Genomic DNA, 13,966 nt, shown 5'->3' with positions numbered 1-13,966 from the left:
CAATTCCTTCAATGGACATAATTAACCATCTACAAATATAAATTGCTCGAAAAATGATTACACTAAAACTGGAAGAAAGATTAGATGAAGTATGGAAACACTGTCAGCGGGGATTAGTTTATCCTTCGCCATTCGCCATCTTTACAACCTTTTGGGCCAAAACACAGGTTAGCCGCCAACAATTGGCTGCTCTGATGGCTTCTGTAAGGAAAGAAATCAATACCCACCCCGAACTTAAAGACCGTAATACCTCTGTAGTACTAGGTGTTTCTTTTAAAAACTGGGCCGCCATCTGCAATAACGATAAGTTGCCTTTGCCTAAGGGCATGCGCCTCAATTTTCCAACCGCAGCCGATCCTTATACTTCTGATGTTTTTGATGCATCAAAAGGTGTATTTGATGATACTGCGGGCGACCTTTGGTTTCACATCAAGAGCGATAGCAAAAACGCCTGTGAACTGGTGTTAGATCTGATAGTAAATTCACTTAAAGAAATAACCAAACATTATTTTGCTCAGGATGCGGCTTCAAAATCAAACAGTAAGGATGGCAATAAAGGCAAAGTGCTGGGCTGTCGTTTCTCTGAGAACCTCAACAATCCTTCCGATCCAATTACCATTGCCAAACATACCTTAATCGGTGGCGAAGACATGGATCATTTTGGTGGTTCATTTGTATTGGCACAACGTTTTTTGATTAACTGGAACCAGATCAATATGATGACTGAAGATCAGATTGAAGACCTGATCGGACGTAAAACAGACGATACCATTATCCCTGACCGCGATTCGCGAAGTCACATCAAATCGGCAAGATTACAGGATGAACATGGCAATACTACACCAATATTGAGGTTAGGTTTACCGTTTGGCCGTGCCAAACAATCATCTGCAGGTTTCAGGGCGCCGAAATCGGTTACTGTTTCTGATGAAGAAGGCATTTATTTTGCCGGTTTTGCCAAAGAGGCTTCTATTCTTGAGAATATTATGAGCAACCAGATCGGTGGCGATAAGGGATTTATGAACGACCGTTTGTTTAATCACCTTAAATCCGATCTCGGTGGTTTTTTCTACATCCCGAGTATTGAAGATCTTGAGCTGGAGAAACATCCGGATTACAGTAACAATTTTACTTATGTTGATAAAGGTGATTGGTCGAGATTTCCGGGCGTAGATTGGTCGCGTTTAGACCGCCATTACCAGAACGCGTCTGAAAATGGATTGATGTATTACAATCATCAAAATTACCTTTTTACCATGGCCACCGGTATCAACAGGCATAACCAGTATTTTAAGGTACCCAGCAATCGGATATTGAGCTTAATGGAAAATATTTTCTCATTATGGCAGGATAACTGGTACTTTAATCGTAAACAGGAAGAGATTAAAGAAGATCTCCAATATTATATCAATGCTTACCATGGCAGCGATAAACCCGCTGATATCATGAAAGAATCGATCATGATCAGGAAGGGCTGGGCGGTACGCATGAGTCTGCAATTGTTCAGCTCTCCTGAATATGGTTTCCGTGGACGTAAAATCCGCTTTCCTGATGGAAGTTTGCACGCCTATTCGGCCTTTATCGAGTCGAAGGGCGAATGTGTATACGGATCTGACACTTATCGGATTTCTCCGGAGGAAATTATTGTTGGTGCCATGCCAAACCTATCGCTGGGTGAAGGCCGTTATGTAATGAAATATCTTTCTGAAACCGAACGTATGGATGGCTTTTTAAGCAATTTAAGCGAAGCCTCAGGCGTTGGCCACGTGATACCACATTATGAAAAAGCCATACAAAAGGGTTTAAAGCAGATGATGGATGAGGTATTGGCCTACGAGCAAAAGGCAACTACAAAAGAACTTCAGGATTTTTACCGTTCTTCTTATCTTTCTTTGTTAGGTATTACCGAATACATCCTCAATTACGAAAAATTGGCGCGGGAAACTGCCGATAAAATGGCCGAAGGACAGGCCTGGGAAAAAGCCAATCTGCTGGCCATTGCAGCGCGTATGAAAAAACTCGCTACCGATAAACCCGAAACTTTTGTGGAAGCAGTTCAGTTTATATTCACTTTGCATTCCTGCCTGCACTTAAATGGTGAACCTACCGCCATTGGACGAATGGATCAGCTACTGGATCCTTTCTACAAAAAAGGCGATGTTGCAGAAGATGAAGCCCAGGAAATTATTGATGCTTTTTACATTAAACTCGATGAAAAAGTACAACAGAACAGGATTTTTATGGAAGATCATCAGCCTTTTGGTAACCTGGCCATGGGTGGCGCTTCTGGGCCTTACCCACAGGGGGCATCGTTAGGGCAATGGATTCAGCAGATTACCGTAGGTGGAACTGTAGCAGATGGAACGGAAGATTTTGAGCAATCAAAACCGGCTTATAACCATGTTACAAAACTTTTTATCCGCGCATCTGGCAGGCTGCCATTAAATGCACCATGTTTATCTTTGCGTACCCGTAAAGATATTCCTAAAGATATTTTAGAAGAAAGCAGCGCATGCGATCCTTTCGGGTGGCGCACATCCAATATTGCTTAATGATGAAAAAATTATAGAGGGATTGTACCACAGTGGCGATGGTGTAGGTGGAAGCCTTGCGCAGGATAATAAAAAATGGTATTCTAACGTAAGCATGCAATCGGCGCAAAATTATGCCTGCGATGGCTGCTATGAACCCCAATTTCCGGGCGAGAACTGGTTTTCATTAGGTGGTTTTTCTACTCTGCAGCCTTTAGAGTGTGCTTTAAACCAAGGCAGAACTTATTCTTCAGCTGGGCAATCATATCTTTTTGGTCAAAATGTTTCCCTTAATTCGAAACCTGCTGATCAGATCAAAAATTTTGATGAACTGGTTAAAATCTATTTCCAGCATTTTGAACTGTTAAACCGAAAAGCGTTTAATGGTCAGCTAATGGGCTTTGGCGCCAATACCAAATTTTGTCCTTCACCCATACTAAACGTATTGATGGATGATTGTTTAGGTCGTGGGCTCGATTTTTACAGCGGTGGTACCAAATATAATATTTACGGTCCGTGTTATATTTCCCTGAGTTCGGCCATCAACTCTTTATATGCCATTAAAACCATGGTTTTTGATGATAAAAATGCCGTAACCACATTGCCGGAACTGTTGGAATGTTTATGCTGCGATTGGGGTTATAAAATGACCGAACCTTTTATCAGTACTTTGGCGGGCGAATCGCGCATTGCCAGTCGTTCTGATCGCTTTAAACGTTTAAGGGATATTGCCTTAAGTTTGCCCCGTTATGGCCGCGGTCACCACGAAATTGATACTTTTGGTAACACCATTGTCGAAGGTATCGCCAGGATTTCGGTAGAAACCTTTACCAAACCGCTACCACAGATGTACAGTGCTTTACAAAACCTTGCCGCACGTTACGGTACCGAAGAATATCCTTTCGGGATCCAGATCCAGCCAGGGGTGGGTACTTTTGAAAATCATGTAGAAATGGGTGCATGGAACGGTGCCAGTGCCGATGGACGCAGATTGGGCACTGCCGTAGCTTCAGATTTGAGTTCGGCACCAAGTCCGATGGATTTACCAATTGACCACCAATATGCAGGTTTCGAAACCTCGATTGCCGGTTTTGAAGGTAAAGGCACTGATATGATGACCGATGGTGCGCCAACAGATTATAATATCAATGAGAATTATCCTGCCGACAAGATTGTAGCGGTTATGCAACAATTTGCACAAGGTCATTCATCAAACATATTGACCATTACCGTAGCCAGCCCGGATACCTATGGCCAGGCCGTAGGTTCGCCAGAGCAATTCGATCTGTTGCGTGTACGTACAGGCGGTTGGTCTAACTTCTTTACCTCGGTGTTCCCACTTACACAGGATCAGCACCGCAGAAGACCGGTTTCTACGCCTGCCGTTGCTGCGCCTGCAATAGCCGATAAGAGTGGGGGAGATATCAGTAAATGCCCATTCCATCAGCAAATGGCTGTTAATTAATACTGTTTTTACCGACTAAAGTTAGTCTGGAAGATGCAACGTAGAGAGATCAATTAAAGTAGATCTCTCTACTAAATTATCTTTTTAAATTACCTTCTGCGCATCTAAACTAATTTTTGAGATTTTTTGAAGAGTCTATTTGCATTAATGTGTAAGAATAATTAGCTTTCGGCATGAGCGCTACTTTTTACTCACATCATATTGGTTTCAATAAAATTACCAACATCTTAAAAGAAGTTTATCCAAAAGGAATTTTATCCGTAAGTCAGGATGGCGAAAACCAATATGCTGAACTGATTATTAAAGGTGGTTTGTTTCGTGCCGACCAGAAAATCAACATTTCATATCGCGAAAAAGCAAAAATTTCCTACCGTTTTTCTAACGAAGATAATAGTGCATTAGCGGTTAATTTAAATGGACTCTATAATTATGTATCATCTTTACCGGCCGAGAAACCAGAGGTGAAGAATCTGTTGCTCCGTAAAATCGAGACCATTAACTGTGAATATTCATTGTGGCAGGAGGAGGGAGATACCAAAAAACTTAAACCATTGATTGAACGGTTAGCACTATCCTTCGATGCCATAATTTTTACTCAACCGGGTACTTTAATCAGCAGGTCTGATAGCCAGCATTTTGTTGATAAATATTTAAATCTGATTTTGGACGCAGATGGCTGTTCCGAGGTTGAAAAACTAGATGTTCAGATTGAAAGCAAATATTATGATGTTGATCAAAGTGGTGTGTCATCTGAACAGCTTGAACGGAAAGCAGCGAGCGAAGCCTTTCTTGTAGAGAAGAAAATAAAAGTTAACAATTATTTGCCCTGTATTGAATCTGAGGCCGAAATCACCGTCAGAACACCCCAAGAGATTGCTACCCGTGTTTGCATCCTTGCTGTTACCAATTTTGTGGCTTTTGAGGTTATTTCCCCAGAAAGTGCCATTGATTATTTGAAAGAATATAAACTTTGGGATGATACCACCCCAAATGAAAAAGATTTTCTGTTAAACCCAACTCCCGAAAAGCGAATTGCCGAAACATGGAAAAGTGAATGCATCTGGACACTCTTGTGGGCTTTGGATAAGGTAGATGAACTTGGCTTCCCTCAGGAGCTGTGTAATCTTAACGATATTCCTCTTGATGAATACCCGGTAGGTGGAGATAAAGATCCTAATCTTTTTATCCTTGGAGCCAATAAGAGCAAAACGGTAAAAGAACTACTTGATGCCAATGATTTATATTACCGGCTGGATTGGGCTTGCGTAGATGCACGGCTGAATGGTCGGGTTATGGCTACTGTTGAGCCCGGTGTGGTTTATGAGCGGCATTATGCATTAAATTGGCTTATCCGGTATTCAGACGCCGAATGGGATGATGTAACCTGCGATACATAGCTATTTGTTAGGGTTACACGAATTTTAAAGATTTGCATTTCTGCTTTCAGTTACCTACGGTTAACAGCTTCAAGAATACGCCTTAACCGTTCTGCTACAGTGGTATCTCCTTCAATTTTAATTACAGGGCAGTTCAGGCTTTCCAGCCAACTTTCGTGGATTCCGATATTTCTACCTGTAAAAGAACGGTTTTCATATTGCGATGCCCATTCTATAAAATCAAGAAATAACTGTTGCCGTTGCGGGTCGTCATAAATGGCATTTCCATAACGTTCTATTTCTCTTTGCACGAGGCGTTCCATCCTGATTTCCTTTGGCAGGTAAAGGAAAACAGCAAGGTCGAATTGTTGTTTCCATTCCTCGCCCCAGCTTATCAGCGAGCCGCCAACGATATAGCTATCTAATAGACTTAATTCAGCTTTAAGCAACTCATTGCGTAATAAAGGGTCTCTTTTTACGGTGTACGGAACGGCAGATTTTTCCCAGAAAAAGCTATCGGTATCAAAATAAGGGATGTTGAGCTGCACAGATAAAGCGTTGCCCAGAGTGGTAGAGCCTGCACAGGATGCACCAAGGATATGGATTTTCATGATGCAAAGATATTGCAAAATGTTTCATTGAATTTAACATTCATAGCCTATAAATTTTTATCTATAGTCTACATGTCTCTATCTATCTGGCGCAAGGTATATACTTAGTTGGTACAAAGCCTGGCTTGTGCTTTTGTTAAGCTTATTGATTGTTCAATATTGGACTAAAAATAAAATTCCTAAAGATCTTTTGATTACGGGGAATAACCATGCCATTATATCTTCTATTATAAATCCATCTTTATTGAAGCCAAGCAATAGGAAGCCTAGTCTTAACTGCATTTCGTTGAAAATCATTTAAATAGCTGATGCTGCTCACATTTTTAACATGGATTTCTTTCAAAATTTATGCTTAATAAACAGCTCACGATATGAAAAAAATCCTGGTACCCGTTGATTTCTCTCCAACAGCAGAGAATGCAGCAAATTATGCAACTGACCTGGCCTACAATATTGGGGCAAGGTTAGAACTAATCCATGTTTTTCAGCTTCCTATCGTACCACCCTTAGCAACGTCGATGGTTTGGCCATCTGAAGAATACAGCCATATGGAAGACGATGCTAAAAAAGCCCTGGAGAAATTGCTTCATAAGATCGAAAAGAGGTACGAAGCTGCCTATAAGGATTACAGCCTTAAACCAGAAGTGTATTCGAAACTGGTTTATGGCGAAGTGGATGATGAGGTCGGTAAGTATTTTACTGAATGTAAAATGAATCTCGTTGTAATCGGCTTGAACAGTGCAAGTAAGCTCTCCAAAATTCTGGTCGGTAGTAATGCCAGAAAAATGATTGAGCGCGAAATACCGCTTTTGCTCATACCTGGTGGTTATCAGTTTAAGAAACTAAAAAAAATTGCCTTCGCTACCGATTTCAGTCATACCGATATCCCCGTTTTATGTTCACTTGCCGAATTTGCAAAACCTTTTAATGCTGATATACTCATCATGCATACCGGTCATCCAGCATCGGAACCGGCAGGTTATAAACAGAAAACCGAAGATTTTTTAAATCGGGTAGCCGATAGGGTCAACTACAAAAATATCTATCACAGGCATGTAAACAGCGAGCGGGTTAAAGATGGCCTGGACTGGATCGTGGAAAATGGTCAGATCGATATGCTGGTGATGGTACATCGGAAACAAGGATTTTTTTATCGCTTGTTCAATGGTAGCTATACATTAACCATGTCTGATCATATTCAGATCCCGCTCCTGGTTTTACCACCCGAACACCGCATTCCGATGTAAAGCCTTTTGATTTTCTGAAACTTAATTGTGAAATCTATTCTAAACAAAAAAATATGTATCCTAAAACAATGAAAGCCGCGGTTGTCCACCAGTATGGGGGACCACTGGCCATAGAAGAACTGCCAGTCAGACCGCTCAATCAATACGAGGTTCTGGTAAAAGTAATTTCATGCGGTGTATGCCATACCGACCTGCACGCCTGTAACGGGGACTGGCCGGTAAAATCGAAAATGCCGTTGGTACCTGGTCACGAAGCCATCGGTTTGGTAGCCGCAATGGGGCATGATGTTAAAACTGTTAAAGAAGGAGATGTAGTTGGCGTTCCGTGGTTATATAGTGCCTGTGGTTGTTGCGAATTTTGCCTAACAGGTTGGGAAACATTATGCTACGAACAACAAAATGGCGGTTATAGTGTTGATGGTGGGTTCGCAGAATATGTAATCGCCGATTCCAGGTACGTTGCCCATTTTCCTTCGCACGTAAATTTTGCAGAAATGGCGCCGATTATCTGTGCAGGGGTTACCGTTTACAAAGGTTTGAAAGAAACTGAGGTGAAAGCAGGTGAATGGGTTGCTATATCAGGCATTGGCGGATTAGGCCATTTAGGGGTTCAATATGCAAAAGCCATGGGTTTACAGGTTGCTGCGATTGATGTTTCTAACGATAAATTGGATATGGCCAGAAAATTAGGTGCCGACATAGTGGTTAATGCACTTGAACAGGATCCAGGGGAATTCCTTAAAAAACAAACAGGGGGAATGCACGGCGTATTGGTTACTGCAGTATCGCCAATCGCTTTTAGTCAGGGGCTCTCTGCATTGCGGAGAAAAGGTACTTTGTCGCTAAACGGATTACCCCCGGGCAGTTTCGATCTTCCCATATTTGATACCGTATTAAACAGGATCACGATCAGGGGTTCTATTGTAGGTACGAGAAAAGATATGCAGGAAGCTATCGAATTCGCTGTGGATGGCAAGGTAAGGGCGCAGATTAATCATGCAGAACTGGAAGACATCAACGATGTGTTTGAACAGATGAAAATGGGAGAAATAGAGGGCAGGGTTGTTTTAGATATTTCAGGAGGCCTGTAGCAATAATTATTCAACATTAATTTTTCGAAAATGTTAGGGACATTAAAAGAAGAGGATATTGAAAAACTCCTTAAAGAACAATGTATCGGTCGTTTAGGTTGCCATGTACAGGGTATGACTTATATCGTACCCATTAATTATGTGTATAGCAATGGTAAAGTTTATGCCCATTCTGCTCCCGGACAAAAAATCAGGATGATGAGAAGCAACCCACAGGTATGCTTCCAGGCTGATCAGATTCGTGATACCTTTAACTGGAAAAGTGTGGTTTGCTGGGGTAAATTTGAAGAAATCACTGATACTTCAGAAAAACAAAATGTTTTACAGGGGATTATCCATCGGATGATGCCTCTAACCAATACTCCATCTGAACAGCCATCGCATGGTACTGGCAAGGCAGATGCGCATGATGAAGAAATTATTGTGTTCAAAATTGTACTGGATATAAAAACCGGCAGGTTTGAGGTTAATGACAGGAGTAATTGATAAGTTTAAAAGAATATGCTTAGTAGTCGAATTTAGGACAGGATGTTTAAATGAAAAAAGCCCGAAATCTCTCGATTTCAGGCTTTTTTTATGATGCGGAGAGCGAGGGATTCGAACCCCCGGACCTGTTACAGTCAACAGTTTTCAAGACTGCCGCATTCGACCACTCTGCCAGCTCTCCGCTGCAAAAGTAGGAATTTGGCGTTAATCTCCAAACCTTTTCCGATCAAATATTTTAATTAATATTTTAAGCCTTGCTAATCATTTAGTTAGGATGGATAAAAAAATAATAAAGCATCCATAAACAGCCGTTTCACGCCGTTAATCGTCACAATCGGTTACCGTTAACTTTAACTAAACTGCTTCTTTAGGATTAATTTTCTGTCGTTCAACAGATAAATGTCCATTTCCTTCAATGGCGAAACAGATTAATCCGGCCAGTACCGAAATGGAAATCCAGAATTCAGAATAGGGTTTAAAAATTCCACCAGATATATTGATGAAGAATACGGCGCCGATCAGTATCGGTAAGTTTATCAGGCAGAATGTGCGGGTGTACGTACCCAGTGTGATGGCCAAACCGCCGATAATATGTAAAACAATAATAAGGTGCGCCAGCAGGCTGATGCTGATTGCCGTACCAAGAAAAGCACCCCTCATTAAATTACTAAAAGCTTGCATATTGATATAAAAATCAATGCCTTTCCACATTAAAACGAGGCCTAATAAGATTCTGAAAAAATCAAGCCATTTTGGGTGGTGGTGATCGCCCCAGTTTTCGATTTTCTTAAGCATTTTCATAGCTTCTATATTTTGGTTATTACAATTTACACATAATAAATATTAATAACAATACGTAGCTAATGATTTGAAATTGAGGAGACTTTTGCCTATTTGAGAGGGGTATTGACAGAGCGGTCATGATCACCACTAAAATGTATGCGGGAAAAATTACGCGGCCGATTTCTCCGTTGCGCTTCAGCCGAAAATCACGTTGATTTATCCTCTTCTCTTCTCTGCTATTTTACTGTTTACATAGTCAGTAGGCGACAGGCCAAACTGTTTTGCAAAATTCCTTCCAAAATGTGATTGTGAACTATACCCCACCAACTCCGAGATTTCGTAAATTTTCAATAATCCCTCATTTAAAAGCTCGGCAGCTTTTTTCAACCTCGCTAAATTGATCAGTTCATTCGGACTTAAATTGGAAATGGATTTAATTTTCCGGTAAAGCGTTGGCCGGCTCATGTTCATCTTTTCTGCCAAATGCTCCACGTCAAGATCCTGATTGCTGATGTTTTGGTTAATGGTATCCTGTAATTTTTCCAAAAATAGCTCATCTGCCTTAGAATAGGCCATGCTTTTCAGGTGGAGGAGGGGAGAATTGGAGAAATATTCTTTGATCTTGTTTCTGTTTTTAAGCAGACTGGAAATCTGCACCTGTAGGAATTCTGGTGAAAAGGGCTTTTCTACATAGGCATCGGCACCCAGTTCTAACCCTTCGATTTTGGATTGCAGCGAATTTTTTGCAGTCAGCAAGATTACAGGGATATGGCTGAACTCCATGGTCGATTTTACTTTGGCACAAAATTCAAAACCGTCCATTTCGGGCATCATCACATCGCTAACAATGAGTTGGACAATTTCACTTTGTAGTATAGCGAAGGCCTCATTACCGTTTCTGGCTTGTAATACACGATATTTTTCTTCCAGATCATCCGAAATGAAATCAAGGATATCTTCGTTATCGTCAACCAATAACACCACAGCCCTGTCTTCATCAGTATCTTTAATGGTAAACCCAGTTACAATTTCTTCCATTTTCCGTTCAGGTTAAATTCTATCCGTTGATGGATCGGCAGCGCTAATACAAAGATATTAAATCCATCCTCATTAAAATCCAAATAAAGTTCCCCTCTGTGCAGTTGCGCAAGCGATTTTGATATCGATAGGCCTATTCCTGTCCCTGCCTTTACCGCTGTTTCTTTGCCCCTGAAAAAAGGTTCAAATATCTTGTCCTTAATTTCTATAGGAATCCTGTTCCCATCATTTTTAACCTTCACCATAAACTGACCGCCTTCCGGTAACGATAAGTTGATCTCCACAGTACTTCTTCCATATTTAAGCGCATTGCTGACCAGATTGCTGATTATTTTATAAAAAGCTTCAATATCGATATAAGCATGTAGGTTTTGCTCTGGTAAATGAAGGTTATATACAATGTTTTGCTGTTCTGCAGCTGGCTGGAACTGTAGAAATATATCTTTTAGAATTTCAGAAATGTCGGCTTTTACGAAGTTTAATGAAAATTCGCTGGTTTCCGTCTTTCTGAAATTCAATAATTGGTTGGTTAACTTGAGCAATCGATCAGTATTCCGGGCCATAATCCGCAAATTCTTTTCTATCGCAGGTATAGCATTTGCCTGTTTAATCAGTTTCTCCATCGGCCCGATGATCAACGTAAGCGGCGTTCTGATTTCATGAGCAACGTTGGTAAAAAATTCGATCTTGGCCTGGTAAATTTCCTTCTGTTTTTCATGCTCAAAAACTTCCATCTGCCTGCTGTTTTTTACTGCAATTTTCCGATGGTAATTTCGTACCAGGAAGAAAATAATTCCGCCTGTGGCCATCAGGTAAATTAAACAGGCAAGGGGACTGAAGTAAAAAGGAGGATATATTTTAATCAGCAGTTTAGTGTTTTTGGTACTCCAACTGTTACTTCCTTCAACGAGTGCTTTTACCTCAAAAATGTAATTGCCAGGCGCAAGTTTGGTAAAATAAACTTTCCTGTTGGTTTTTAGATATTCCCAGTTTTTATAAAGCCCCGTCATTTTATAAGCATATTCTGTCATTTCGGGCGATAGGTAGCTTAAAGCTGCAAAATCGATGCTGAAGGAGGATTGATTATGATTAAGTTCGACAGTATCGGCATAAACGATGGATTTATTGTCGAGCGGATCTTTCACGTTGAGACCCATTTCTGAACCGTTGATCTGAAATCCGGTCAAAAATACGGGTGGCGCGTACGTTGAAGTCTTTAAATTGGCTGGATTAAAACTGACCAATCCTTTTACACCACCGAAATAGATTTGACCACTTTCATCCTGATAGGCAGAACTGTAATTAAACTGATCGGAAAGTAATCCGTTAGCTTTTGAATAGGTTTTACTTAAGCCCGTAGCCGGATCGAAATGGATAAGCCCCCTGGTACTGCTAATCCAGAACTTGTTTAAGGCATCTTCCTCAATGCGGAACAGGTAATTGCTGGGAAAACCATTTTTTACTCCATAGCGCTTAAACTGATGTTTTTGCCGGTCGAACCTGCAAAGCCCTCCGCCATCTGTAGTTACCCAAATATGCTTTTGGCTATCTTCAAAAATACTATTTACGGAGTTATGGCTTAAACTTTTTGCATCATTCGGGGTATGCCGGTAGTTTACATAACCTGGTTTGGATAAATTAAATTGAAATATACCATCGTTAAAACTGCCCGCCCAAATATTACCCTGGCTATCTTCTATAATCGAATAATAAAAAATAAAAGGAAGCCCTGCAATAGGGTCAAAATCATCTCTTTTACGGTTGTATCGGTAAATGCCATTAATGGTCCCGACCAATATTTCGCCCGATCGTGTTTTACAAAAAGTAACGATAAAATTGGTACGCAAAGCGTTTCCTACACCGGCCTGGTAGTGTTTAATTACCTTTTCTGTTTTCAGGTCTAAAACATCCAATCCATGTTCAAAAGTACCGATCCAGAGTTTGTCGCCATCAACCAGTAAGCCATGGATATTGGAATAAGCAATGCTTCCTGGTTTTCCATCTGGCAAAAAATGTTTAAAGATGCCTGTTTTTACATGGAGCTTATTCAGGCCGGCATCTTCCGTCCCGATCCATAAATTACCTGATCCATCTTTTGTAATTTCCCTTACATCACTTCCGCTGATTGAATTGGCGCCATTTTGCGGAAAGTATTTGGTAAACAATGAAGTATGGCTTGAGTAATAATTTACTCCTCCAAAGTAGGTGCCGGCCCAAACGCCACCTTCACGGTCGATACAAATGGTATAAACCGCATTATCGCTTAAAGAATAATCGTTATTGTACTGCTTTTTGAGGTGGATGATTGCTCCACTTTCGTCATTATAAATGTAAATGCCAGATTCTGTGGCAATCCAAAACTCGTGTGGACCTGTCTTTTTTATGTCTCGGACGAAAATTGGCGTTTTGTCGTCGTTCAACTTCAATATATTTTTTGATGTTAGGGTAACAGGGTTGAAAAGTTTAACTCCTTGATTGGTAGTGCCGACCAATAAATTTCCGTTTTCAGTTTCTGCAATCCTGGATACCCACCCGTATTCAGCTTTGGCATTTTTTCCATTGATGTTGAACTGCTGAAAATTATTTTTTTCGGGAATGTACTTTTCCAGCGTTCCCTTTCCGGTACTGATCCATACACTGCCATCTTTTAGAACGGTAACCAGCGAGGCATCAAATGGTGCATTATGCGCAAATGCCCGTATTTTCCTGGTATGCTTTTGATATAGATAGATTTTGAATGAAGAAAGGATCCACAGATTTCCCTGCTGATCGCTAGCCAGATCGATAATCCGCATCCCTTTAGTCGCCTTAATCATGGCGAAACTTTCCTTTGCAGGATTATATTGGTATACACCATTGTTTGTACCTACCCAAAGGGTCTGTTGCTGATCGTGGTGGAGCGCATAAATCAGATCGTTGCCCAAACTTCCAGGCTGGTCAGGATCGTGGCGGTAGGTTTTAAAAGCATAACCATCAAACCGGTTCAGACCATCTTTTGTGCCAAACCACATAAAACCGTTTCCATCCTGCATGCTGCAAAAGGCCGTATTATTGGAAAGCCCGTTTTCTACCTGGTAATGCCTGAAATAGTAGGGCTGCGCCAAAAGCAGCCTGGCCGAAAATAACAGATACAATAGAATGATGAGTTTTTTCAAGAGATCTTGGTCAGTAGCTTCAAATATATTAAAGAAATGGTTTGCTTTCAGGCTTATTTGAATTTGAGCCGATATGTAGAAAAATTGAGACAGATTTTATTTATGAAAGCTTTAAAGATAGAAACTCATTTTTCTATGGATATGAAACCTGCAAACTGTAAACCGCTAACTGTGAACTGATAA

Annotated in this window: 10 protein-coding genes and 1 tRNA gene; 6 read left to right on the top strand and 5 right to left on the bottom strand. The window is 40.8% G+C overall.

The window, feature by feature from the left end; genetic code table 11:
• The first annotated feature begins 53 nt into the window (after nucleotides 1-53).
• The 3 genes from DV942_RS23670 to DV942_RS07395 all read left to right on the top strand — a co-directional run bounded on the left by DV942_RS23670 (nucleotide 54) and on the right by DV942_RS07395 (nucleotide 5,393).
• A complete protein-coding gene (locus DV942_RS23670) occupies nucleotides 54-2,552 on the top strand; it encodes a Dyp-type peroxidase (protein ID WP_222431170.1) in 2,499 nt (832 codons plus the stop codon).
• On the top strand, nucleotides 2,545-3,996 hold the full coding sequence (locus DV942_RS23665) for a pyruvate formate lyase family protein (RefSeq protein WP_244950843.1): 1,452 nt from the start codon (nucleotides 2,545-2,547) through the stop codon (nucleotides 3,994-3,996). Before DV942_RS23670 ends, DV942_RS23665 begins: the two co-directional genes overlap by 8 nt.
• Before the next feature lie 173 nt (nucleotides 3,997-4,169).
• On the top strand, nucleotides 4,170-5,393 hold the full coding sequence (locus tag DV942_RS07395; RefSeq protein ID WP_145856462.1) for a DUF4272 domain-containing protein: 1,224 nt from the start codon (nucleotides 4,170-4,172) through the stop codon (nucleotides 5,391-5,393).
• 50 nt (nucleotides 5,394-5,443) lie between these two features.
• Here DV942_RS07395 and DV942_RS07390 read toward each other — a convergent pair whose 3' ends face one another.
• A complete protein-coding gene (locus DV942_RS07390) occupies nucleotides 5,444-5,983 on the bottom strand; it encodes a P-loop NTPase family protein (protein ID WP_145856460.1) in 540 nt (179 codons plus the stop codon).
• Nucleotides 5,984-6,354: 371 nt separating this feature from the next.
• Here DV942_RS07390 and DV942_RS07385 point away from each other — a divergent pair, with 371 nt between their 5' ends.
• From DV942_RS07385 to DV942_RS07375, 3 genes are read left to right on the top strand one after another with little or no spacing between them, the layout of a single operon-like run.
• Nucleotides 6,355-7,230 carry a universal stress protein gene (locus tag DV942_RS07385; protein WP_145856458.1) on the top strand — a complete coding sequence of 292 codons (876 nt, stop codon included), beginning with the start codon at nucleotides 6,355-6,357 and terminating at the stop codon, nucleotides 7,228-7,230.
• A 53-nt stretch (nucleotides 7,231-7,283) separates the two neighbouring features.
• Nucleotides 7,284-8,321, top strand: a complete 1,038-nt coding sequence (adhP, locus tag DV942_RS07380) for an alcohol dehydrogenase AdhP (protein ID WP_145856456.1) — start codon at nucleotides 7,284-7,286, stop codon at nucleotides 8,319-8,321.
• A gap of 30 nt (nucleotides 8,322-8,351) precedes the next feature.
• On the top strand, nucleotides 8,352-8,807 hold the full coding sequence (locus DV942_RS07375) for a pyridoxamine 5'-phosphate oxidase family protein (protein ID WP_145856454.1): 456 nt from the start codon (nucleotides 8,352-8,354) through the stop codon (nucleotides 8,805-8,807).
• Between the two features lie 96 nt (nucleotides 8,808-8,903).
• Here DV942_RS07375 and DV942_RS07370 read toward each other — a convergent pair.
• From DV942_RS07370 to DV942_RS07355, 4 genes are all read right to left on the bottom strand, one after another.
• Nucleotides 8,904-8,988 (bottom strand) — tRNA-Ser (locus DV942_RS07370).
• 173 nt (nucleotides 8,989-9,161) lie between these two features.
• Complete coding sequence (locus DV942_RS07365) at nucleotides 9,162-9,608, bottom strand: DoxX family protein (RefSeq protein ID WP_145856452.1); 447 nt, start codon at nucleotides 9,606-9,608, stop codon at nucleotides 9,162-9,164.
• A gap of 198 nt (nucleotides 9,609-9,806) precedes the next feature.
• On the bottom strand, nucleotides 9,807-10,628 hold the full coding sequence (locus DV942_RS07360) for a response regulator transcription factor (RefSeq protein ID WP_145856450.1): 822 nt from the start codon (nucleotides 10,626-10,628) through the stop codon (nucleotides 9,807-9,809).
• Complete coding sequence (locus tag DV942_RS07355) at nucleotides 10,613-13,783, bottom strand: ligand-binding sensor domain-containing protein (RefSeq protein WP_145856449.1); 3,171 nt, start codon at nucleotides 13,781-13,783, stop codon at nucleotides 10,613-10,615. The genes DV942_RS07360 and DV942_RS07355 overlap by 16 nt, the downstream gene beginning before the upstream one ends.
• Nucleotides 13,784-13,966 lie beyond the last annotated feature (183 nt).

Origin of the sequence: Pedobacter suwonensis (assembly GCF_007833675.1) — a bacterium.
GTDB classification, from domain to species: Bacteria; Bacteroidota; Bacteroidia; order Sphingobacteriales; family Sphingobacteriaceae; genus Pedobacter; species Pedobacter suwonensis.
The sequence above is the reverse complement of the archived record's forward strand: the minus strand, read 5'-3'. Positions and strand labels throughout refer to the sequence as shown.

Excerpts from the sequence above, each read along its gene's own strand:
- DV942_RS07395 (WP_145856462.1), top strand. The coding sequence starts at position 4,170 with ATGAGCGCTACTTTTTACTCACATCATATTGGTTTCAATAAAATTACC.
- DV942_RS07390 (WP_145856460.1), bottom strand. The coding sequence starts at position 5,983 with ATGAAAATCCATATCCTTGGTGCATCCTGTGCAGGCTCTACCACTCTG.
- adhP (WP_145856456.1), top strand. The coding sequence starts at position 7,284 with ATGTATCCTAAAACAATGAAAGCCGCGGTTGTCCACCAGTATGGGGGA.
- DV942_RS07365 (WP_145856452.1), bottom strand. The coding sequence starts at position 9,608 with ATGAAAATGCTTAAGAAAATCGAAAACTGGGGCGATCACCACCACCCA.
- DV942_RS07360 (WP_145856450.1), bottom strand. The coding sequence starts at position 10,628 with ATGGAAGAAATTGTAACTGGGTTTACCATTAAAGATACTGATGAAGAC.
- DV942_RS07385 (WP_145856458.1), top strand. The coding sequence starts at position 6,355 with ATGAAAAAAATCCTGGTACCCGTTGATTTCTCTCCAACAGCAGAGAAT.
- DV942_RS23670 (WP_222431170.1), top strand. The coding sequence starts at position 54 with ATGATTACACTAAAACTGGAAGAAAGATTAGATGAAGTATGGAAACAC.
- DV942_RS07375 (WP_145856454.1), top strand. The coding sequence starts at position 8,352 with ATGTTAGGGACATTAAAAGAAGAGGATATTGAAAAACTCCTTAAAGAA.